The sequence below is a fragment of the Streptomyces albidoflavus genome, assembly GCF_000719955.1.
GTDB lineage: Bacteria > Actinomycetota > Actinomycetes > Streptomycetales > Streptomycetaceae > Streptomyces > Streptomyces albidoflavus.
In genome coordinates this window covers 95929-117408 of sequence record NZ_JOII01000005.1, presented here as the reverse complement: position 1 = coordinate 117408, position 21480 = coordinate 95929, and the positions used below count along the sequence as shown (strand labels likewise).

The following is a 21480-nucleotide window of genomic DNA, read 5'->3' as shown; positions in this document are numbered from 1 at the left end:
GTGGCCGAGCGGCCGTCACCTGCCGCCGCGGCCAGAGCCCATCATGCAGACTGAGCCGGTGCACATCGACCTGACAACGGAACCCGGGGCCCCGGATCACCCGAACGAGGACTACTGCTCGGTCGCGCTTCCCGCACACGGGCACGGGGGTTGCCTCGTGCTGTTGGACGGGGTGACGCCACCGGAGGGGGACGACGGGTGCGTGCACTCGGTCGACTGGTTCACCGCGCGGCTCGGCGGGGCACTGGGAGAACTGTCCGTTTCACAACGGGACATGACGCTGGAGGAGATCCTGGCGGAGGCCGTCGCGCGTACCGCCGGAACGCATCGTTCAACCTGTGACCTTTCTCACTCCCGGACGCCTCAGGCGACGGTGGTGCTGGCGCGTTGGGACGAGGAGGCCGTCGAACACCTCGTCCTCTCCGACTCCACGCTCCTGCTGGAGCGCGCGGACGGCACCCTCGTCCCGGTCCAGGACCCGCGCCTCGACACCCTCCCCTCCCCGGTGCCCGAACTGCGGGCGGCCGTGCGGGCGCTGCCCGGCCACACCCCGGCGGCCCGCCGCGAGGCCGCCGTCCAGGAGTACGTCGAGGCCGTCGAGGCACTCCGCAACGCCGAGGGCGGCTTCCACACGGCCGCCGCCGACCCCGCCGTCGCCCGGCTCGCCGTGACCGGGCGCACGCCGCGCGCCGAACTCCGGTCCCTGACCGCGATGACCGACGGGGCCACCCGCTGGGTCGACCGCTTCGGCGGCACCTGGGCCGGCACCCTCGACCTCGTCCGCACCCAGGGCACGGCCCACCTCGTCCAGGCCGTCCGCGACCTGGAACACGCGGTCCCCTCCCCCCGGGGCAAGCGGCACGACGACGCCACAGCCGTGCACGTCGCCTTCTGACCAGCTGGGCCGGCGCCCCGGCGTGGGGCGCGACTTGGCGATGTGGCCTCAAACGCCGGCCGGGCTGGAGTGTGTGGCCTCAAGCGCCGGCCAGGCTGATCTCCGGGCTGAGCTCCCCTCGGACCGTGCCGGTCACCGATGGCCTCAAACGCCGGCCGGGCTGTTGAGTGCGGCCTCGAACGCCGGCCAGTCTCAGATCACCCGTCGCAGCGGAGCGGAACACGAGCCCGGCCCAGCCACAGCCGGGGCACGCGGCCGCCCAAGCTCCACGACGACGCCGGAGAGCGAATCAGCTCCGGCCCCACCAGCAGCCCTCCCGACCCGAGGACTTGGGGCCGCAGCCCAATCGACGCCTGAGGCCACAGCCCAGCCCGGCCGGCGCCTGAGGCCACCCCACCCCTAGTTGGGTTCCGTCAGCACCCCGTTGAGGCGGCCGAGGAGCCGGGCCAGTTCGCCCACGTCGCGGCGGTCCCAGCCGGCGAGGCGCCGCACGTAGGCACTGCGCCGAGCCGCGGCCACCGCGGCCACGCGTTCGGAGCCGAGCGGTGTCACCCGCAAGAGGGACGCCCTGCGGTCCGCGGGGTCCACCGCGCGGTCGATGAGGCCCAGTTCCTCCAGCCCGCCGAGCTGCCTGCTGATGGTGGCCTTGCCGACGCCCATGTAGGCGGCGAGGTCGGTGGCCCGCTGGGGTCCGCCCTCGATGAGCCGGACGAGGAGTCCGTAGGCGGCCGGTTCGAGTTGCGGGTGGACCGCCCTGGCCAGTTCGCCCTGACCGGCCCTGGCCCGCCGGAAGAGGAGCGAGAGTTCGCGCTCCAGGGCCAGGAACTCCGCGTCCGCCTCGCCGTCAACACCCATGTACCGATTTCCGTCCCTGAAAGATTCCCCGCGCCGGGGCCGGTCCCCCCAGCTTGGCGCAGTCTGCCGCAGGAGTAGACCACCGGCGGGTCCTGGGCCCTCTTCCGCACCGCCGGTCCACGCGCGTAGCGTCAATACGGCATGCACACGTCACACATCTCCCGTCACGCTCGCCCACCGCCCTCGGAGGCCCCCCATGCGCGTACCCAGATCCGGAGCCCGCCCCTCCCGCACCACCGCGGCCGGGGTTCTCCTCGCCGCCCTCTCCCTGCTGTTCACCCTGCCCTCCGCGGCGCAGGCCGCCGACCGCCCCGAGCGGGGCGAGGCCCACATGGGCATGGGCGTGCTGGAGCACGACGGCCGCAGCGGGGCGCCCGGCGTCTCGCCGCTCGCCGAGCAGACGGAGGGCGTGGACGTCTCCAGCCACCAGGGGAACGTCGACTGGGCCGGGCTGTGGAACAGCGGCGTCAAGTGGTCGTACGTGAAGGCCACCGAAGGCACGTACTACAAGAACCCGTACTTCGCGCAGCAGTACAACGGCAGCTACAACGTGGGCATGATCCGCGGGGCCTACCACTTCGCGACGCCCAACACGACGAGCGGCGCCGCCCAGGCCAACTACTTCGTGGACAACGGCGGCGGCTGGTCCCGCGACGGCAAGACCCTCCCCGGCGTCCTGGACATCGAGTGGAACCCGTACGGCGACCAGTGCTACGGCCTGAGCCAGTCCGCGATGGTCAACTGGATCCGCGACTTCACCAACACCTACAAGGCCCGCACCGGCCGTGACGCGGTCATCTACACCGCGACCAGCTGGTGGACCTCCTGCACCGGCAACTACGCGGGCTTCGGCGCCACCAACCCGCTCTGGGTCGCCCGGTATGCCGCCTCGGTGGGCGAACTCCCGGCCGGCTGGGGCTTCTACACGATGTGGCAGTACACCTCCACCGGCCCGATCGTCGGCGACCACAACCGCTTCAACGGCGCGTACGACCGGCTCCAGGCGCTCGCCAACGGCTGAGCCCGAGCGGTCGGACGCCCCGCGTCCGCGCAGCCCGAAGAGGCCCGGTGACCTGGTCGCCGGGCCTTTTCCGGGTCGGGCGCGGGGTGCGGAAATCCTTCCGGGTGCGGGGCAACCGTTCGACTATGCACTCCATCTATACACGGCGTGAACACTCTGACGCACGCCGAGCCCCGCACCCGCCGCCCGCACCGCATCCGCCGTACCGCCGTCGCCGCCCTGGCGCTGGCCGCCCTCACCGCGCTCACCTCCTGCACGCCGGGGACCGTGGCGCCCGCCGACGAGCGGGCCCGGGCCCACGAGGCGGGCGGTGACGGGAAACCGGGGGCGCGGGTGAAGCTCGCGGGGGGTGAGGTGGACTGCGCGGTCGCCAAGTGCATCGCGCTGACCTTCGACGGCGGGCCGGGCAAGGACACCCCCGCCCTCCTCGACCTGCTGAAGCGCGAGGAGGTGCCCGCCACCTTCTTCCTGCTCGGCAGGAAGCACATCGAGAAGTACCCGGAGACGGTCCGCAGGATCGCGAAGGAGGGCCACGAGGTGGCCAACCACACCTGGAACCACCCGCGCCTGACCGAGATCGAGCCGGACGAGATACGCGAGGAACTCACCCGCACCCAGAAGGAGCTGGCGAGGCTGACCGGTTCCGAGCCGACCCTGATGCGCCCGCCGCAGGGCCGCACCGACGACACCGTCTCGGAGATCAGCAAGGAGCTGGGACTCTCCCAGGTGCTCTGGTCGACGACGGCTAAGGACTACGCGACCAACGACTCCGAGCTGATCACCGAACGCACCCTGGACCAGGCGGGCCGGGACGGCGTGATTCTGCTGCACGACATCTACCAGGGGACGGTCCCGGCGGTGCCGGGCATCATCCACGCGCTGAAGAAGGACGGGTACACCTTCGTCACCGTCCCGCAGCTGATGGCCCCGGCCAAGCCGGTTCCGGGCGCCATCTACCGCCCCTGACCCGCGGCCCCGGGTACGCCGAAAGGCCGGGCCCCCTCGGAGGGGGCCCGGCTCTTCGGACTCAGCAAGGTGGCCGCGCGCCGCCGGCTCAGGCGGCGGCCGGGACCGCCACGCTCGCCGGGGAGAGGGCGATCTCCAGCACCTGGCGGACATCGCTCACCGGGTGGACGTCGAGCCCTTCCAGGATCTCGGCGGGGACGTCGTCCAGGTCGGCCTCGTTCCGCTTGGGGATGACCACGGTGGTGATCCCCGCGCGGTGCGCCGCCAGCAGCTTCTGCTTGACGCCGCCGATCGGCAGCACCCGCCCGGTCAGCGAGACCTCGCCGGTCATCGCCACATCGGTGCGGACCAGCCGCCCGGAGAGGAGCGAGGCGAGGGCGGTGGTCATGGTGACACCCGCGCTCGGCCCGTCCTTCGGGACCGCTCCGGCCGGGAAGTGGATGTGCGCACCCCGGTCCTTCAGGTCGGCTACGGGCAGCTCCAGTTCGGCGCCGTGCGAGCGGAGGAAGCTCAGCGCGATCTGCGCCGACTCCTTCATGACGTCGCCGAGCTGGCCGGTCAGGGTCAGGCCGGACGCGCCCGTCTCCGGGTCGGCCAGCGACGCCTCGACGTAGAGCACGTCGCCGCCCGCGCCGGTGACCGCCAGTCCGGTGGCCACGCCGGGCACCGAGGTGCGCCGCTCGGCCGGGTCCTGGGCGGACTCGGGCACGTGGTGCGGCCGGCCGATCAGGCCGCGCAGGTCGGCGTCGGTCACCGTGAACGGCAGCTCCCGCTCGCCCAGTTCGTGCTGGGCCGCGACCTTGCGCAGCAGCCGGGCCACGGAACGCTCCAGGTTCCGCACGCCGGCCTCGCGGGTGTACTCCCCGGCGAGCTTGCGCAGCGCCGAGTCGGCCAGTTCGACCTCGCCGGGCTCCAGACCGGCCCGCTCCAGCTGGCGCGGGAGCAGGTGGTCGCGGGCGATGACGACCTTCTCGTCCTCGGTGTAGCCGTCGAGGCGGACCAGTTCCATCCGGTCGAGCAGGGCCTCGGGGATGGATTCGAGGACGTTGGCGGTGGCGAGGAAGACCACGTCGCTGAGGTCGAGTTCGACCTCCAGGTAGTGGTCCCGGAAGGTGTGGTTCTGCGCCGGGTCGAGGACTTCGAGCAGCGCCGCCGCCGGGTCGCCCCGGAAGTCGGAGCCGACCTTGTCGATCTCGTCGAGCAGGACCACCGGGTTCATCGAGCCGGCCTCCTTGATCGCCCGCACGATGCGGCCGGGCAGGGCGCCGACGTAGGTGCGCCGGTGGCCCCGGATCTCCGCCTCGTCGCGGACGCCGCCGAGGGCGACGCGGACGAACTTGCGGCCCATGGCGTGGGCGACGCTCTCGCCGAGCGAGGTCTTGCCGACGCCGGGCGGGCCGACGAGGGCCAGCACGGCACCGCCGCGCCGTCCGCCGACGACGCCGAGGCCCCGGTCGGCGCGGCGCTTGCGCACCGCGAGGTACTCGGTGATCCGCTCCTTCACGTCCTCCAGACCCGCGTGCTCGGCGTCGAGCACGGCCTGGGCGCCGGGAATGTCGTAGGCGTCCTCGGTCCGCTCGGTCCAGGGGAGTTCCAGGACGGTGTCGAGCCAGGTCCGTATCCAGGAGCCCTCGGGGCTCTGGTCGGAGGCCCGCTCCAGCTTCTCGACCTCCTTGAGGGCGGCCTCGCGGACCTTCTCGGGGAGGTCGGCGGCCTCGACGCGGGCGCGGTAGTCGTCGCTCTCGTCCTCCTCGCCCTCGCCGTTCAGCTCACGGAGCTCCTTGCGGACGGCGTCGAGCTGGCGGCGGAGCAGGAACTCGCGCTGCTGCTTGTCGACGCCCTCCTGGACGTCCTTGGCGATGGTCTCGGCGACGTCCTGCTCGGCGAGGTGCTCGCTGAGGTGCTCGGTGGCGAGCTTGAGGCGGGCGACCGGGTCGCCGGTCTCCAGCAGGGCCACCTTCTGCGCGGTGGTCAGGAAGGGCGAGTACCCGGCGTTGTCCGCGAGGGCGCCGGGGGTGTCGATCTGCTGGATGCGGTCGACCACCTGCCAGGCGCCGCGCTTCTGCAGCCAGGAGGCGGCCAGCGCCTTGTACGCCGTCATCAGCTCGGTCACCGAGCCGGGCAGCGGCGAGGGCACCGTCTCCTCGACGGGCGTCCCCTCGACCCAGAGCGCGGCCCCGGGCCCGGTGGTTCCGGCCCCGATCCGCACGCGGCTGCGGCCGCGCACCAGCGCGCCGGGGTCGCCGTCGGACAGCCGTCCGACCTGTTCCACGGTGGCGAGGACGCCGACCGCGGCGTAGGTGCCGTCGACCCTCGGGACGAGCAGCACCTGCGGCTTGCCCCCGCCGGGCCCGGCCGCGGCCTGCGCGGCTTCGACGGCGGCCCGTACATCGGTTTCGTTGAGGTCCAGTGGCACGACCATCCCGGGCAGCACCACTTCATCGTCGAGCGGCAGCACCGGAAGAGTCAGCGGTGTGTTGGCCTGGGACTCAGCAGCCATGATCTCCCCTTCGGCAGTCAAGTTGAGCTATACCGGCTCAATGCTTCTGCGCCGCCAGGTGTTCCCCAGGAGCTGTTCGCTGTGAGCGAACCGACTCCGGGGCCGCGCGGGACCGCCCGGACGGACCTCCGCCCTCGCCCTGGGCAACACCGCCGCGACTCCGCGGATTCCTGCCGGGCGGCAGCGCGCGAAATGCCAGGCCGGAGGTGTTCCGGGCGGCGGGCGGGGGCCCGTAACTGTACCTTCCGTAAGGTACAGTTACGGTGCTCGTGACGGACCGGTGGAAGGCAGGGCGGGGCGGGATGGCGGAGAGTGCGCGGCGGCGGTGGCTGCTGCTGGCGGTACTGAGCGCGGGGCTGCTCCTCATCACGCTGGACAACTCGATCCTGTACGCGGCGCTGCCGACGCTGGTGGAGGAGCTGGGGGCGAGCAGCGCGCAGAGCCTGTGGATCATCAACGCCTATCCGGTGGTCATGGCGGGGCTGCTGCTGGGCAGCGGGACGCTGGGCGACCGGGTGGGGCACCGGCGGATGTTCCTGACCGGGCTGGTGGTCTTCGGGGCGGCCTCGCTGGCGGCGGCGCTCTCGCCGACGCCGGAGGCGCTGATCGCGGCGCGGGCCTTCCTCGCGGTCGGGGCGGCGGCGATGATGCCGGCCACGCTCGCCCTGATCCGGGTCACCTTCGCCGACGAGCGGGAGCGGAACGTCGCCATCGCCGTCTGGGGAAGCCTGGCGATCGTCGGCAGCGCGCTCGGGCCGATCGTCAGCGGGCTGCTGCTCCAGAGCTTCTGGTGGGGGTCGGTCTTCCTGGTCAACGTGCCCGTGGTCGTGGTGGCGGTGGTGGCCACCCTGGTCCTGGCCCCGGGCGGCGGCGCGGACCCGGGCAAGCACTGGGACCTGGTCTCCTCGTTGCTGGCGCTGGTGGCCCTGGTCGGCCTGGTCTTCGCGATCAAGGAGACCGCCAAGGCCACCCCGTCCCCGGTGGCGGCGGGCGTGGCGCTGGTGGCGGCGGCGGCCGGCGGGTGGGCCTTCGCCCGGCGCCAGCGTCGGCTGCCGGACCCGCTGCTCGACTTCGCGATCTTCCGGAACCCGGCGTTCCTGTCCGGGGTGCTGGCCGCGGGGTTCTCCATGTTCGCCGTGGCCGGGCTCCAGCTGGTCACCACCCAGCGCTTCCAGCTGGTGGAGGGGTTCACGCCGCTGCGGGCCGGGGTGCTGGTGGCCGCTGTCGCGCTGGGCGCGCTGCCGACCGCGGTGGCCGGGGGCGCGACCCTGCACCGGATCGGGCTGCTGCCGATCGTCGCGGGCGGGCTCGCCCTGAGCACCGTCGGCACCGTGCTGGTCCTGCTCCACTTCGACACCAGCATGCCGCTGCTGGTGACCGGGCTGCTGATCGCGGGCGCCGGGCTGGGCGCGGCCATGTCGGTGGCCTCCAGCGCGATCATGGGGAACGTGCCGGTCCGCCGGGCCGGGATGGCCTCCTCGGTCGAGGAGGTGTCGTACGAGTTCGGCAGCCTGATCGCGGTGGCGCTGCTCGGGAGTCTGCTGTCGGCCGTCTACTCGGCGACGGTCCGGCTGCCGCCCGGCACGCCCGAGGAGGCGCGGGACAGCCTGGACGCGGCGCTGGCGCTGGCCGGGCAGGGCGCGGAGGGCGACGCGCTGGTGGCGGCGGCCTCGGAGGCGTTCGACGGGGCGTACGGGGCGGTGGTGCTGGTGGTGGCCGGGGTGCTGGCGGTCGGTACGGTCGCCACCGGGGTGCTGCTGCGCCGCCACGGTCCCGGCTCCGCGCTGTCCGGCCCCGCCTCCCACTGACCCCGTCCTCCACCACGGCCCAGGAGCACCATGCGTACCAGCAAGCGGACCCAGATCCTCGACGCGGCGGCCCGTCTCGTGCAGCGCGAGGGGGTCAAGAGCGTCACCTTCGACGCGGTGGCGGCCGAGGCGGGGCTGACCAAGGGCGGGCTGCTCTACCACTTCGCCAGCCGCGAGGAGCTGGTCCGCGCGATCCACCAGCACCTGGCCGACCGCTGGGAGGCCGACCTGGTGGCGGCGGCGGGGAAACCGGCCGCCGAGGCGAGCCCCGCCGAGCGGCTGGCCGCGTACGCCCGGGTCACCACGCAGAGCGCGACCCGCGCCGAGCTGCTCTTCATGGTGGAGGGGTCGACCACGCCCGAGCACGCCGCGCCGTGGGACGCGGTGATGGAGCGGTGGGCGCCGCCGGCCGCGGGTGCCGCGAGCGATCCGGAGGCGCTGGACCGGTTCGTCACCCGGCTCGCCGCCGACGGGCTGTGGCTCTACGAGTCGGTGACCGGGCAGCGGCTCGACGCGGGGCTGCGTCGGGCCCTGGCGGAGCGGATCGCCTCGGGGCGCGAGAGGGGCTGAGAAACGACGGCGGGCCCGGCCGTGGTGGCCGGGCCCGCCGTGCGGGGCGTGCGGGCGGAGTCAGTCCGTGCCGGACTCGATGGCGGCGCGGTCGAGCGCCGTCTCCTCCTCGGAGGTCTCGCCGCGCGAGGCGATGGCCTCGGCGCCGCCCTGGTCCATGGCGCCGATCAGGCCGGTCGAGGCCGCCTGGGCGGCGCCGATCGTCGGGTGCTCGGTGCCGACGATGCCGATGCCCGCGTACTGCTCCAGGCGGGCGCGGGAGTCGGCGATGTCGAGGTTGCGCATGGTCAGCTGGCCGATGCGGTCGACGGGGCCGAAGGCGGAGTCCTCGGTGCGCTCCATGGAGAGCTTGTCCGGGTGGTAGCTGAGGGCGGGGCCCTGGGTGTCGAGGACCGAGTAGTCCTCGCCGCGCCGCAGCCGCACGGTGACCTCGCCGGTGATCGCGGAGCCGACCCAGCGCTGGAGCGACTCGCGGATCATCAGCGCCTGCGGGTCCAGCCAGCGGCCCTCGTAGAGCAGCCGGCCCAGGCGGCGGCCCTCGTTGTGGTAGGCGGCGACCGTGTCCTCGTTGTGGATGGCGTTGACCAGGCGCTCGTAGGCGAGGTGGAGCAGCGCCATGGCGGGGGCCTCGTAGATGCCGCGGCTCTTGGCCTCGATGACGCGGTTCTCGATCTGGTCGGACATGCCGAGTCCGTGGCGGCCGCCGATCGCGTTGGCCTCCATGACGAGGTCGACGGAGGAGGAGAACTCCTTGCCGTTGATGGTGACCGGGCGGCCCTGCTCGAAGCCGATGGTCACGTCCTCGGTGTCGATCTGCACCGACGGGTCCCAGAACTTGACGCCCATGATGGGGTCGACCGTCTCCAGGCCGGTGTCCAGGTGCTCCAGGGTCTTCGCCTCGTGGGTGGCGCCCCAGATGTTGGCGTCGGTGGAGTACGCCTTCTCGGTGGAGTCCCGGTAGGGCAGCCCGTGGGCGAGCAGCCACTCGGACATCTCCTTGCGGCCGCCCAGCTCGGAGACGAAGTCCGCGTCCAGCCACGGCTTGTAGATCCGCAGGTGGGGGTTGGCGAGCAGGCCGTAGCGGTAGAACCGCTCGATGTCGTTGCCCTTGAAGGTGGAGCCGTCGCCCCAGATCTGCACCCCGTCCTCCAGCATCGCCCGCACCAGCAGCGTGCCGGTGACGGCGCGGCCCAGCGGCGTGGTGTTGAAGTACGGGCGTCCACCGGAGCGGATGTGGAACGCGCCGCAGGCCAGCGCCGCCAGCCCTTCCTCGACCAGCGCGGCACGGCAGTCGACGAGACGGGTGATCTCGGCGCCGTAGGCGGTGGCACGGCCGGGCACGGAGGCGATGTCGGGCTCGTCGTACTGGCCGATGTCGGCGGTGTACGTGCAGGGGACCGCGCCCTTGTCACGCATCCAGGCGACGGCGACCGAGGTGTCGAGCCCGCCGGAGAAGGCGATGCCGACGCGCTCGCCGGTGGGGAGGGAGGTCAGGACTTTGGACATAGCAAGAGTATGCAACGGAACGCATGCTCATGCAACGTCTCCAGGTCGGAGCCTCACGGCGGCCCTCCGTCCGCATCATCGTGAACCGTCCGCGCCCCGCCCGTCGATAGAGGGGACGTGAGACTGTTCCGCCCCGTGGGGGCACCGGAGGAGAACGACGCGGCGCTGCTGCGCGCCGTCGCCGCGGGCGACCAGGCGGCCCTGGCCCGCCTCTACGACCGGCACGCCGGCTGGCTCCAGGTCCGTCTGACGCGCCGCTGCCCCGACCCGGAGACGGTCCGGGAGGTCCTCCAGGACACCTTCGTCACCGTCTGGCGCTCGGCCGGCGCCCACCGGGGCGGCGAGGCCGGCGGCTGGCTGTGGACCATCGCCGCCCGGCGGCTCGTCGACGCCCTGCGGGCACGCGAGCGCGCCGAACGGTACGCGCCGGTCCCCGCGCCGCCCGCCCCCTCGGCCGAGGACTGTGTCCTGGACGGACTGGACGGACTGGACGGACCGGGCGGCGTGGACGGCCTGGAGTTCGGCGACGTCGGCACCGCCCTCGGCCGGCTCGGCCCCGAACTGCGGGAGGTGCTGCGCGCCACCGTGGTCGACGGGCTGACCACCCGGGAGGCCGCCACCCTGCTCGGCATCCCCGAGGGCACCGTCAAGTCCCGTGCCCTGCGCGCCCGCAGGGAGCTGCGGGCGGCGCTCGCCCGCCTCGCCGGGGAACGGGGCGGCCCGCCCCGCCCCCTCGCCACTCCCCCTTCTTCTCCGCGCCGGCCCCTGGGAGGGACCGCATGACCGCGCACCGCCACCACCTCGACGCCGCGGCGGCCACCCGTTACGCCTCCGGGGAACTCCCCGAACCCGCCTCCTGGCAGGTCGAACGCCACCTGGAGGGCTGCGGCGCCTGCGCCGCCCGGGTCTCCGCCGCCGCCCACGCCACGGCCGCGGGGCCCACGCTGGCGGCGGTGCGCTCGGCGGTGCTGGCCGAGGTGGCGGGGCTCGCGCCCACGCCGGAGGCGCCCCCCGCTCCCGTCCGGGCACCCAGCCGCCGGGCCCGGCTGCGCTGGGCCGCCGGGCCCGCCCTGCGCGGCCCCTGGCCGCCGGCGGTCGCCGGGGTCTGCCTGGTGGCGCTGGTCCTGGCGCACGGCGGGGCGTTCCCCCAGGCGCGCACCGCCCTGCTGCTGCTGGCGCCGCTGCTGCCGCTCGCCGGGGTGGCCCTGTCGTACGGCCCGCACACCGATCCGCTGCACGAGCTGACGGCGACCACGCCGGGCGGCGGGCTGCGGCTGCTGCTGGTGCGCGGCGCGGCCGTACTGGCGGTCTGCGTACCGGCGCTGACGGTGGCCGGGGCGCTGCTGCCCGAGGTGGCGGGCGGGCCCGGGCCGGCGGCGTGGCTGCTCCCGGCGCTGGCGCTCACCCTCGGCGCGCTGGCCCTCGGCTCGTACCTGGGGTGCCGGAACGCGGTGGCGGTGGTCGGCGGCCTCTGGTCGCTCGGGGTGCTCGCCCCGGTGACGGTCCGGTACGGCGCCCTCCCCGCGGAACTCCTCGCCCAGGCCCTCACCCCCTGGTTCTCCTCCCCCGCCGCGCAGGCCGGGTGGGCGGGGGCGGCCGTGTGCTGCGCCGCCCTGCTCGCCGTGCGCCGCCATTCCTTCGACGCCTACGACCGACCGGAGTTCCCGTGACCACGACCACGATCCGGGTGGACGGGCTGCACGTCCGCCACCGCCGGACCACCGCCCTGGACGGGGTGGACCTGGAGTTCTCCACCGGCGTGCACGGGCTGCTCGGGCCCAACGGCGCCGGGAAGACCTCCCTGATCCGGGTGCTGGCGACCGCCGCCGGTCCCACGGCGGGCCGGGTGCGGATCCTCGGCCACGACCTGGCGGACCGCGCCGGACGCACCGAGGTGCGGCGCCGGCTGGGCTACCTGCCGCAGCACTTCGGCCACTACCCCGGCTTCACCGTGCGGGAGTTCGTCTCCTACATGGCCTGGCTCAAGGAGGTTCCGGCGGCGCTCGCCCCCGGGGCGGTGGAACGCGCCCTGGACCGGGCGGGGCTCACGGCCGACGCCGGCACCCCGCTCAAGCGGCTCTCCGGCGGCCTGGTGCGCCGGGCCGGGATCGCCCAGGCCCTGGTCAACGAACCGGCGGTGCTGCTGCTCGACGAGCCGACCGCCGGGCTCGACCCCGAGCAGCGGCTCGACTTCCGGGCGCTGCTGCGCGCCCTCGCCGAGGAGACGACCGTGCTCGTCTCCACCCACCTGGTGGAGGACGTGGCCGACGCCTGCTCGACCGTGACCCTGCTCGACGCGGGCCGCGTCGCCCTGCGCGACACCCCCGCGGGCCTGGCCCGCAAGGGCACCGAGGCGCCGGAGGAGTTGGGCGGCAACGCCCTGGAGCGCGGCTACACCCTCGCCCTGCGCGACCACCGCTCGGCCCCGGCCGGCGGAGGTACGCGATGAGCGCGCCCACCGCGACCCGGACCGCACCCGCTCCCCCGAACCCCGTTGCCGCGCCAAGCCCCTGGCGCAGCGAACTCCGGCGCGGGCTCGCCCCCTGGGCCGGGGCGGCCGTGCTGCTGACGCTCGCCGTGACGATGGGGACCAAGGCGGCCGAGTGGCAGGGCGACTGGGCCCGGACGCACGGCCTGCTGCGCACGACGACCATGCTCCTCCTCGGCCCTCTGGTGGCCGCCGCCGGCTGCCGGCAGGGCGGCCGGGAGCACCGCCGGGGCACCGGCGACCTGCTGCGCCAGGCGGTACGCGGACGCCGGGAGCGGGCGCTCACGGCACTGGCCCCGCTGGTGGCCTGCGTGGTGGCGGCCCAGCTCCTCGGCACGGCCGGGGTGTATCTGGCGACCTGGCCGTACTCCCTGGGCGGCGGGCTCACCTGGGGGCACGGGCTGCTGCACGTGGCCGACGCGGTGCTGGTGGCGGGGCTGACGGCGGTCGGCTTCGTGGTGGGGCGGGTGGTGACCTGGCGGGGGATCGCGCTGGTCCTGGCACTCGGGTGCTACCTGCTGCTCGGGGTCTCCGCGTACGTCGACACGCCCTTGGGCCGGCTGGCCCCCGCGCAGGAGCCGGGGGTGAGCGAGGGGATACCGGCGCTCTGGCTGGCGCCGGTGATCGCGGTGTGGGTCGGCGGCCTCGCGCTGGCCGCACTGGTGGGCCACCTCGCCCGGCGGAGACTGCTCGCCCTGGTTCCGTTGCTGGCCGCCGCGCTCGCCGGAACCGTACTGGTCCAGACCGGTGACGACGCCTGGCGGACGGACCCCCGTGCCCAGCGCCTGGTCTGCGACGACGGGACGCCCCGGATCTGCGTGACCGAGCGCCACCGGAACCTGCTCGCCCCCACAGGGGAGGCGCTGTCGGGGCTGCGGGAGCGGCTGGCGGGAGCGCCGGGACTGCCCGAGCGGTTCGTGGAGGAGCGGCGCGGGCACCGCGTGCGCCGGGACTCGGGGGAGGTGCCGCTCCCCTCCTTCACCCCGCTCGGCCGCACCGTGGTGCGCGGGGAGGTGGCCGACGAGGCGGTGTTCACGTGGGAGACGGTGGCGGGCCTGATCTCCCCGGACTGCCCGGACCCCTCCGGCGGAGCGCTGGAGGACGTGGTGTGGACCTACCTCGCCCCGGCCCACCGGCGGAACCTCAGCGATCCGGCGGACGCCCTGAAGCGGGCCGAGCGGTACCGGGGTGCCGAAGGTGTCGCCGAGACCCGCGCCGCCCTCAACAAGCTCGACCGCCTCCGCGCCCTGCCCGAGACCGAACGCGCCGCCTGGCTCGGGGCGTACCTCGCCGCCGCCCGGCGCTGCGACTCCGCGGCCCAGCCGGCCCTCTGACCGTGCGCGGGACGCCGCCCCACGAGGGAAGGGCGGCGCCCCGCGCACCCTGCCGCACCGCCCCTGCACCCCGCCCGGAGCCACCCTGAACCGGATTGGACCAGACCTCTGATGGCCATCGTCGCGACCACTGCCCCACCGCCCGTGCTCCACGCCCGCCTGAACCGCCTCGCCCCCGCCGCCGCCTGCCTCGCCCTGCTCCTCGCCGCCGCCTGGTGGAGCGGCGACGCGTCGGCGGGCTCCGGCGGTCAGGAGCCGGCCCCGCTCGCCGCCCTCGCCCCGGCGCTGGCCGCTGCCCTGGCCGTCGGCGCCTCGGCCTCGTACGGGCCGGAGGTCGAGGCGGGGACGGTGCGGGCCCGCTGGTGGCTGCGGCTCTGGCCGCTGCTGGCTCTGACCGTGCCGGCCGCCGCCCTGGTGGCCCTCGCCCCCGGCGCCGACGCCGCCGCGACCGTGCGGAACGCGGTCGGCGCGGCCGGGCTCAGCGCCGGCGCCTCGGTACTGGCCGGCGCCCCGCTCGGCGCGCTGCTCGGCCCGCTCCACGCGGCGGCGGTGTGGCTGGCGGCGCCGCCCGTCCACGGCCGCCGGTACGAGGTGATCGCCTGGCCCGCCGCCGGGGCCGGGGCTCCCCTGGCCTGGGCGGTCGCCTCGGCCGTGGGCGCCGCCGGGGTCGGGCTGTGGCTGGCGCGGGGGCCTCGTACGGTGCGGGCCGCCGTGGGGTGAGCCGGCCCGTACCCGGCCGGGTGGCCCCTGCCGAAACCGCTTGTCGCCGCCGTCGGCCCCGGCCAGGATGGTGCCACCCCCGCACACCGCGTCACCCGGAGGTCGCCGCCATGCCCGCCCCGCACCCCGCCCCCTTCGCCCCCGAGGAGACCGTCCCCGAGGTGCTGGACCGGCGGGAGGGCCCGTACGGCGAGGTGGTGCTGCGGCGGCACGGGGGGCTGCTCCAGATCATCGCCAACGGGACGTTCCTGATGGACACCTCCGACGGGCGGTCCGAGCGGCTGCTGGTCGACGCGGCCCTGGAGGCGCTCGGCGGGCGGGAGGCGCCCCGGGTGCTCATCGGCGGGCTGGGGGTCGGCTTCTCGCTCGCGCACGCGGCGGCCGGGCCGGGGTGGGGGCGGATCACCGTGGTGGAGCGGGAGCCCGCCGTCATCGACTGGCACACCGCGGGCGAGGCGCCCCCGCTGGCCCGGATCTCCGGCGCCGCGCTGGCCGACCCGCGTACCGAGGTGGTCCGCGCCGACCTGCTGGAGCACCTGCGCACCACCACCGCCACCTACGACGCGCTCTGCCTCGACATCGACAACGGGCCCGACTGGACGGTGACCGAGGACAACGACGGGCTGTACGCGCCGGCCGGCCTCGCCGCCTGCGCCGCGCGGCTGACCGACGGCGGGGTGCTCGCGGTCTGGTCGGCACAGCCGTCCGCCGTTTTCGAAAGAACATTGCGTAAATGCGGATTCCGGGCGGTCCGTACCGAAGAGATCCCCGTTGCCCGGGGCGTCCCGGACGTCGTGCACCTCGCTGTCAAGGCCGCGTAGCCCCGAGCCCTGTCCAGCCCTTACGCTGCTCACCATCCCCCGGATCTCCCCACGAGGTCCGGCATACCAACCAGGCGCACTTCCAGGGGCGGGCGATGGAGCACACACAGACCTCCCACAACGGCAATTCGGCGGCGACGCCGGGTGCACAGCGCCGGGTGCTGGTGGTCGAGGACGACACCACGATCGTCGAAGCCATTTCCGCCCGGCTGCGGGCCGAGGGCTTCCTCGTGCAGACGGCGACGGACGGGCCCGCGGCGGTCGACACCGCCGAGGCCTGGCAGCCCGATCTGCTGATCCTCGACATCATGCTGCCCGGCTTCGACGGCCTGGAGGTCTGCCGCAGAGTCCAGGCGCAGCGCCCGGTGCCGGTGATGATGCTCACGGCACGTGACGACGAGACCGACATGCTGGTCGGGCTCGGCGTCGGCGCGGACGACTACATGACCAAGCCGTTCTCCATGCGGGAGCTGGCGGCGCGCGTACACGTCCTGCTGCGCCGCGTCGAGCGGGCGGCGCTCGCGGCGGCCACCCCCCGCAGCGGCATCCTCCGCCTCGGCGAACTGGAGATCGACCACGCCCAGCGCCGGGTCCGGGTCCACGCGGAGGACGTCCACCTGACGCCCACCGAGTTCGACCTGCTGGTCTGCCTGGCCAACACCCCGCGCGCCGTCCTCTCCCGCGAGCAGCTGCTCGCCGAGGTGTGGGACTGGGCCGACGCCTCCGGCACGCGGACGGTCGACAGCCACATCAAGGCGCTGCGGCGGAAGATCGGCGCGGAGCGGATCCGCACCGTCCACGGTGTCGGCTACGCCCTGGAGACGCCGACGCCATGACCGGCCCAGCGGCCCCCCAGGGCGGGTACCGGCCCTTCTCCGTGAAGACGAAGCTCGGCGCGCTGGTCGTCATCTCCGTGCTGATCACCACCGGGCTGCTGATGGTGGCGGTCCGCACCGACACCGAACTCCGCTTCATCACCGTCTTCTCCATGATCGCCACACTGCTGATCACGCAGTTCGTGGCGCACGGCCTGACGGCGCCGCTGGACGAGATGAACTCCGTGGCCCGCTCCGTGTCGCACGGCGACTACACGCGCCGGGCGCGCGGGGCGGACCGCCGCGACGAACTGGGCGACCTCGCGCACACCATCAACCGGATGGCCGACGAGCTGGAGTCGCAGGACCTGCACCGCAAGGAGCTGGTCGCCAACGTCTCGCACGAGCTGCGCACCCCCATCGCGGCGCTCCGCGCGGTGCTGGAGAACGTCGTGGACGGCGTCTCGGCGGCCGACCCGGAGACGATGCGCACCGCGCTGAAGCAGACCGAGCGGCTGGGCCGGCTGGTCGACACCCTGCTCGACCTCTCCCGCCTCGACAACGGTGTCGTCCCGCTGAAGGCCCACCGCTTCGAGGTCTGGCCCTACCTCTCCGGGGTGCTGAAGGAGGCCAACCTGGTCGCCTCGCAGCGCCGGACCACCTCCGGCTCGGGCAACCACAGCCGTACCGACGTCCACCTCATCCTGGACGTCGAGCCGCTGGACCTGACGGCCTACGCGGACGTGGAGCGGCTCCACCAGGTGGTCGCCAACCTCATCGACAACGCCGTCAAGCACTCCCCGCCGAGCGGCGCCGTCACTGTCCGTGCCCGCCCGGGCCAGGGCGCCCAGTCGCTGGAGCTGGAGGTGCTGGACGAGGGGCCGGGCATCCCCGAGTCGGAGTGGCACCGGGTCTTCGAGCGGTTCAACCGGGGCAGCGCGGCCAAGCCGCACGAGCCCGGCGCGGACGGCGGGACGGGGCTCGGCCTGGCCATCGCGCGGTGGGCGGTGGATCTGCACGGCGGGCGCATCGGGGTCGCCGAATCCGCACGTGGCTGCCGTATTCGCGTCAGCCTGCCGGGGCTGCCCGAAGCACACGGTTGACCCCCGAGTGGCGTACTGTTCATAGCGGTAACGCAGTAACGACGTGCCAACTGACAGGGATGCGGGCCCGAGGGACCGCGGCCGTGCACGGAGGCGTCCGGGCTGGAGGGAAATCCCGCTTGTTTCCCGCCAATCAGAGACCCGAAACACGGGATCTGGTGTGACTTTCACGACGGATGCCCGGCCCGGCCTGCACCTCTCGGTGACGAAGGCGTAGCCTTTATTCCCGCTGTCCACCACCTTGTGAAGCGGAAGAGGGCGGTTGCCGCCGTGTCGCCACAGTCCCCCAGTAATTCGAGCGTCTCGACCGACCAAGCGGGGCAGGGCAAGAGTCCTGCCGCCGCGTTCGGGTCGAACGAGTGGCTCGTCGACGAGATCTACCAGCAGTACCTCCAGGACCCGAACTCGGTAGACCGAGCCTGGTGGGACTTCTTCGCCGACTACAAGCCCGGCGGGGGTGGCACGGCTCCCGTGGAGACCGCAGCCCCCTCGGCCGCGACCCCGGTCGCGCCGGCCAAGCCCGCTCCGGCGGCCAAGGCCCCCGAGGCGAAGCCGGCTGCCGCGCCGGCCAAGCCCGCCGAGCAGGCGCCGGCCGCCAAGGCCGCCCCCGCGAAGACGGCCCCCGCCAAGGCCGCTCCGGCCAAGCCCGCCGCGAAGGCCGCCGAGCCTGCCGCGCCCGCGGAAGGCCCGGAGTTCGTCACGCTGCGTGGCCCCTCGGCCGCGGTCGCGAAGAACATGAGCGCCTCGCTGGAGCTGCCCACGGCCACGTCCGTGCGCGCGGTGCCGGTCAAGCTCCTCTTCGACAACCGCATCGTCATCAACAACCACCTGAAGCGCGCCCGGGGCGGGAAGATCTCCTTCACGCACCTGATCGGCTACGCCATGGTGCAGGCCATCAAGGCCATGCCGTCGATGAACAACTCCTTCGCGCAGAAGGACGGCAAGCCGACGCTGGTCAAGCCCGAGCACATCAACCTCGGGCTCGCCATCGACCTGGTCAAGCCCAACGGCGACCGCCAGCTCGTCGTCGCGGCCATCAAGAAGGCCGAGACCCTCAACTTCTTCGAGTTCTGGCAGGCGTACGAGGACATCGTCCGCCGGGCCCGGGACAACAAGCTGACGATGGACGACTTCTCGGGCGTCACCGTCTCGCTGACCAACCCCGGCGGCATCGGCACCGTCCACTCGGTGCCGCGTCTGATGCCCGGCCAGTCGGTGATCCTCGGCGTGGGCGCGATGGAGTACCCGGCGGAGTTCCAGGGCACCTCGCAGGACACCCTGAACAAGCTCGGCATCTCGAAGGTCATGACCCTGACGTCGACCTACGACCACCGGGTCATCCAGGGCGCCGCCTCCGGCGAGTTCCTGCGGATCGTCGCCAACCTGCTGCTCGGCGAGAACGAGTTCTACGACGACATCTTCAAGGCGCTGCGCATCCCCTACGAGCCGGTCCGCTGGCTCAAGGACATCGACGCCTCGCACGACGACGACGTCACCAAGGCCGCCCGCGTCTTCGAGCTGATCCACTCCTACCGGGTCCGCGGCCACGTCATGGCCGACACCGACCCGCTCGAGTACCACCAGCGCAAGCACCCCGACCTCGACATCAACGAGCACGGGCTCACGCTGTGGGACCTGGAGCGCACCTTCGCCGTCGGCGGCTTCGCCGGCAAGTCGATGATGAAGCTCCGCGACATCCTCGGCGTCCTGCGCGACTCGTACTGCCGCACCACCGGCATCGAGTTCATGCACATCCAGGACCCGAAGCAGCGCAAGTGGATCCAGGACCGGGTGGAGCGCGGTCCGGGCAAGCCCGAGCGCGAGGAGCAGCTGCGCATCCTGCGGCGGCTCAACAGCGCCGAGGCGTTCGAGACCTTCCTGCAGACCAAGTACGTCGGCCAGAAGCGGTTCTCGCTGGAGGGCGGCGAGTCCGTCATCCCGCTGCTCGACGCGGTCCTGGACTCGGCGGCCGAGGCGCGGCTGGACGAGGTCGTCGTCGGCATGGCCCACCGCGGCCGCCTCAACGTCCTCGCCAACATCGTCGGCAAGTCGTACGCGCAGATCTTCCGGGAGTTCGAGGGCAACCTCGACCCGAAGTCGATGCACGGCTCCGGCGACGTCAAGTACCACCTGGGCGCCGAGGGCACCTTCACCGGCCTGGACGGCGAGCAGATCAAGGTCTCGCTCACCGCCAACCCCTCCCACCTGGAGGCGGTCGACCCGGTCATGGAGGGCGTGGTCCGCGCCAAGCAGGACATCATCAACAAGGGCGGCACGGACTTCACCGTCCTGCCCGTCGCCCTCCACGGTGACGCGGCCTTCGCGGGCCAGGGCGTGGTGGCCGAGACGCTCAACATGTCGCAGCTGCGCGGCTACCGCACCGGCGGCACGGTCCACATCGTCATCAACAACCAGGTCGGCTTCACCGCCGCGCCGGAGTCCTCGCGCTCCTCGATGTACGCCACCGACGTGGCGCGCATGATCGAGGCGCCGATCTTCCACGTGAACGGTGACGACCCGGAGGCCGTCGTCCGCGTCGGACGGCTCGCCTTCGAGTTCCGCCAGGCGTTCAACAAGGACGTCGTCATCGACCTGATCTGCTACCGCCGCCGCGGCCACAACGAGTCGGACAACCCGGCCTTCACCCAGCCGCTGATGTACGACCTGATCGACAAGAAGCGCTCGGTGCGCAAGCTCTACACCGAGTCGCTGATCGGCCGGGGCGACATCACCCTCGAAGAGGCGGAGCAGGCGCTCCAGGACTTCCAGGGCCAGCTGGAGAAGGTCTTCACCGAGGTCCGCGAGGCCACCTCGCACCCGGTGGAGCACGAGCCGGAGGGCCCCGAGGCGGAGTTCCCGGTCACGGTCAACACCGCGGTCTCCCCGGAGGTCGTCAAGCGGATCGCCGAGTCGCAGGTCAACATCCCCGAGCGGGTCACCGTCCACCCCCGTCTGCTGCCGCAGCTCCAGCGCCGCGCGGCGATGGTCGAGGACGGCACGATCGACTGGGGCATGGGCGAGACCCTGGCCATCGGCTCGCTGCTGATGGAGGGCACCCCGGTGCGCCTCTCCGGCCAGGACTCGCGCCGCGGCACCTTCGGCCAGCGCCACGCGGTCCTCATCGACCGGGAGACCGGCGACGACTACACGCCGCTGCTGTACCTCTCGGACAACCAGGCCCGCTACAACATCTACGACTCGCTGCTCTCCGAGTACGCGGCGATGGGCTTCGAGTACGGCTACTCGCTGGCCCGTCCGGAGTCGCTGGTGCTGTGGGAGGCCCAGTTCGGTGACTTCGTCAACGGCGCGCAGACCGTCGTCGACGAGTTCATCTCCTCGGCCGAGCAGAAGTGGAGCCAGCACTCCGGTGTGACGCTGCTGCTGCCGCACGGCTACGAGGGCCAGGGCCCGGACCACTCCTCGGCCCGCCCGGAGCGGTTCCTCCAGCTCTGCGCGCAGAACAACATGACGGTCGCCATGCCGACCCTCCCGTCGAACTACTTCCACCTCCTGCGGTGGCAGGTGCACAACCCGCACCACAAGCCGCTGGTGGTCTTCACGCCGAAGTCGATGCTGCGCCTGAAGGCCGCCGCGTCGAAGGCGGAGGAGTTCACGACGGGCGGCTTCCGCCCGGTCATCGGCGACGACTCGGTGGACGCCTCGCAGGTCCGCAAGGTCGTCCTCTGCGCCGGCAAGGTCTACTACGACCTGGAGGCAGAGCGGCAGAAGCGCGGCGTCACGGACACCGCGATCATCCGCGTCGAGCGCCTGTACCCGCTGCCGGGTGCCGAGCTCCAGGCGGAGATCGCCAAGTACCCGAACGCCGAGAAGTTCCTGTGGGCCCAGGAGGAGCCGGCGAACCAGGGCTTCTGGCCGTTCATCGCGCTCAACCTGATCGACCACCTGGACCTGGGTGTCGGCGCGGACCTCCCGGCGGCCGAGCGGCTGCGGCGCATCTCGCGTCCGCACTCCTCGTCCCCGGCGGTCGGTTCGGCCAAGCGCCACCAGGCCGAGCAGGCCCAGCTGGTCGCCGAGGTCTTCGACGCCTGATCCCGGCCCTGTACCGGCCTGAGGCCCG

The 21480-nt window shown here is 73.4% G+C and carries 17 protein-coding genes; 14 read left to right on the top strand and 3 right to left on the bottom strand.

The window, feature by feature from the left end:
• The first annotated feature begins 43 nt into the window (after positions 1 to 43).
• Positions 44 to 895 carry a protein phosphatase 2C domain-containing protein gene (locus IF45_RS0107145; RefSeq protein WP_078842846.1) on the top strand — a complete coding sequence of 284 codons (852 nt, stop codon included), beginning with the start codon at positions 44 to 46 and terminating at the stop codon, positions 893 to 895.
• A gap of 399 nt (positions 896 to 1294) precedes the next feature.
• Here IF45_RS0107145 and IF45_RS0107140 read toward each other — a convergent pair whose 3' ends face one another.
• On the bottom strand, positions 1295 to 1750 hold the full coding sequence (locus IF45_RS0107140; protein WP_003950833.1) for a MarR family winged helix-turn-helix transcriptional regulator: 456 nt from the start codon (positions 1748 to 1750) through the stop codon (positions 1295 to 1297).
• Positions 1751 to 1946: 196 nt separating this feature from the next.
• On the opposite strand from IF45_RS0107140, the gene IF45_RS0107135 reads away from it, so the two are divergent.
• Together IF45_RS0107135 and IF45_RS0107130 are read left to right on the top strand one after the other, a co-directional pair.
• Positions 1947 to 2771, top strand: a complete 825-nt coding sequence (locus tag IF45_RS0107135) for a lysozyme (protein ID WP_003950832.1) — start codon at positions 1947 to 1949, stop codon at positions 2769 to 2771.
• Between the two features lie 147 nt (positions 2772 to 2918).
• The gene (locus IF45_RS0107130; protein ID WP_030306291.1) at positions 2919 to 3737 is read left to right on the top strand and encodes a polysaccharide deacetylase family protein; all 819 of its coding nucleotides are present in this window, start codon (positions 2919 to 2921) and stop codon (positions 3735 to 3737) included.
• 88 nt (positions 3738 to 3825) lie between these two features.
• On the opposite strand, the gene lon is transcribed toward IF45_RS0107130, so the two are convergent.
• Entirely contained in the window at positions 3826 to 6237 is a 2412-nt protein-coding gene (gene lon / locus IF45_RS0107125; protein WP_008416008.1) for an endopeptidase La, read from the bottom strand.
• Between the two features lie 302 nt (positions 6238 to 6539).
• On the opposite strand from lon, the gene IF45_RS0107120 reads away from it, so the two are divergent.
• Together IF45_RS0107120 and IF45_RS0107115 are read left to right on the top strand one after the other, a co-directional pair.
• Complete coding sequence (locus IF45_RS0107120; protein ID WP_030306289.1) at positions 6540 to 8045, top strand: MFS transporter; 1506 nt, start codon at positions 6540 to 6542, stop codon at positions 8043 to 8045.
• A gap of 30 nt (positions 8046 to 8075) precedes the next feature.
• Positions 8076 to 8615 (top strand): TetR/AcrR family transcriptional regulator, encoded by a 540-nt coding sequence (locus IF45_RS0107115; RefSeq protein ID WP_003950828.1) that lies wholly within the window; start codon positions 8076 to 8078, stop codon positions 8613 to 8615.
• Positions 8616 to 8675: 60 nt separating this feature from the next.
• Here the strand turns inward: IF45_RS0107115 and argG are convergent, their stop codons facing one another.
• Positions 8676 to 10121, bottom strand: a complete 1446-nt coding sequence (gene argG, locus IF45_RS0107110; protein WP_003950827.1) for an argininosuccinate synthase — start codon at positions 10119 to 10121, stop codon at positions 8676 to 8678.
• Between the two features lie 135 nt (positions 10122 to 10256).
• Between argG and IF45_RS0107105 the strand changes: the two genes are divergently transcribed.
• The 9 genes from IF45_RS0107105 to IF45_RS0107060 all read left to right on the top strand — a co-directional run bounded on the left by IF45_RS0107105 (position 10257) and on the right by IF45_RS0107060 (position 21452).
• Positions 10257 to 10904, top strand: coding sequence for an RNA polymerase sigma factor (locus IF45_RS0107105; RefSeq protein WP_003950826.1), 648 nt, complete (start codon positions 10257 to 10259; stop codon positions 10902 to 10904).
• The gene (locus IF45_RS0107100) at positions 10901 to 11791 is read left to right on the top strand and encodes a zf-HC2 domain-containing protein (protein WP_015507109.1); all 891 of its coding nucleotides are present in this window, start codon (positions 10901 to 10903) and stop codon (positions 11789 to 11791) included. Before IF45_RS0107105 ends, IF45_RS0107100 begins: the two co-directional genes overlap by 4 nt.
• The gene (locus IF45_RS0107095; protein ID WP_003950824.1) at positions 11788 to 12570 is read left to right on the top strand and encodes an ATP-binding cassette domain-containing protein; all 783 of its coding nucleotides are present in this window, start codon (positions 11788 to 11790) and stop codon (positions 12568 to 12570) included. The genes IF45_RS0107100 and IF45_RS0107095 overlap by 4 nt, the downstream gene beginning before the upstream one ends.
• The gene (locus tag IF45_RS0107090) at positions 12567 to 13943 is read left to right on the top strand and encodes a hypothetical protein (RefSeq protein WP_030306285.1); all 1377 of its coding nucleotides are present in this window, start codon (positions 12567 to 12569) and stop codon (positions 13941 to 13943) included. Before IF45_RS0107095 ends, IF45_RS0107090 begins: the two co-directional genes overlap by 4 nt.
• Positions 13944 to 14054: 111 nt before the next feature.
• Complete coding sequence (locus IF45_RS0107085; protein WP_030306283.1) at positions 14055 to 14663, top strand: hypothetical protein; 609 nt, start codon at positions 14055 to 14057, stop codon at positions 14661 to 14663.
• Between the two features lie 110 nt (positions 14664 to 14773).
• The gene (locus tag IF45_RS0107075) at positions 14774 to 15484 is read left to right on the top strand and encodes a spermidine synthase family protein (protein WP_030306281.1); all 711 of its coding nucleotides are present in this window, start codon (positions 14774 to 14776) and stop codon (positions 15482 to 15484) included.
• Between the two features lie 95 nt (positions 15485 to 15579).
• On the top strand, positions 15580 to 16320 hold the full coding sequence (locus IF45_RS0107070; RefSeq protein ID WP_003950821.1) for a response regulator transcription factor: 741 nt from the start codon (positions 15580 to 15582) through the stop codon (positions 16318 to 16320).
• Positions 16317 to 17402, top strand: coding sequence for a HAMP domain-containing sensor histidine kinase (locus IF45_RS0107065; RefSeq protein WP_030306278.1), 1086 nt, complete (start codon positions 16317 to 16319; stop codon positions 17400 to 17402). The genes IF45_RS0107070 and IF45_RS0107065 overlap by 4 nt, the downstream gene beginning before the upstream one ends.
• Positions 17403 to 17672: 270 nt before the next feature.
• On the top strand, positions 17673 to 21452 hold the full coding sequence (locus tag IF45_RS0107060) for a multifunctional oxoglutarate decarboxylase/oxoglutarate dehydrogenase thiamine pyrophosphate-binding subunit/dihydrolipoyllysine-residue succinyltransferase subunit (protein WP_003950819.1): 3780 nt from the start codon (positions 17673 to 17675) through the stop codon (positions 21450 to 21452).
• The last annotated feature ends 28 nt before the right edge of the window (positions 21453 to 21480 follow it).

Bases quoted from the DNA above. Each gene is read 5' to 3' on its own strand.
- IF45_RS0107065 (WP_030306278.1), top strand. From the start codon at position 16,317: ATGACCGGCCCAGCGGCCCCCCAGGGCGGGTACCGGCCCTTCTCCGTG.
- IF45_RS0107100 (WP_015507109.1), top strand. From the start codon at position 10,901: ATGACCGCGCACCGCCACCACCTCGACGCCGCGGCGGCCACCCGTTAC.
- IF45_RS0107140 (WP_003950833.1), bottom strand. From the start codon at position 1,750: ATGGGTGTTGACGGCGAGGCGGACGCGGAGTTCCTGGCCCTGGAGCGC.
- lon (WP_008416008.1), bottom strand. From the start codon at position 6,237: ATGGCTGCTGAGTCCCAGGCCAACACACCGCTGACTCTTCCGGTGCTG.
- IF45_RS0107090 (WP_030306285.1), top strand. From the start codon at position 12,567: ATGAGCGCGCCCACCGCGACCCGGACCGCACCCGCTCCCCCGAACCCC.
- argG (WP_003950827.1), bottom strand. From the start codon at position 10,121: ATGTCCAAAGTCCTGACCTCCCTCCCCACCGGCGAGCGCGTCGGCATC.
- IF45_RS0107085 (WP_030306283.1), top strand. From the start codon at position 14,055: ATGGCCATCGTCGCGACCACTGCCCCACCGCCCGTGCTCCACGCCCGC.
- IF45_RS0107120 (WP_030306289.1), top strand. From the start codon at position 6,540: ATGGCGGAGAGTGCGCGGCGGCGGTGGCTGCTGCTGGCGGTACTGAGC.
- IF45_RS0107075 (WP_030306281.1), top strand. From the start codon at position 14,774: ATGCCCGCCCCGCACCCCGCCCCCTTCGCCCCCGAGGAGACCGTCCCC.
- IF45_RS0107115 (WP_003950828.1), top strand. From the start codon at position 8,076: ATGCGTACCAGCAAGCGGACCCAGATCCTCGACGCGGCGGCCCGTCTC.
- IF45_RS0107145 (WP_078842846.1), top strand. From the start codon at position 44: ATGCAGACTGAGCCGGTGCACATCGACCTGACAACGGAACCCGGGGCC.
- IF45_RS0107070 (WP_003950821.1), top strand. From the start codon at position 15,580: ATGGAGCACACACAGACCTCCCACAACGGCAATTCGGCGGCGACGCCG.
- IF45_RS0107135 (WP_003950832.1), top strand. From the start codon at position 1,947: ATGCGCGTACCCAGATCCGGAGCCCGCCCCTCCCGCACCACCGCGGCC.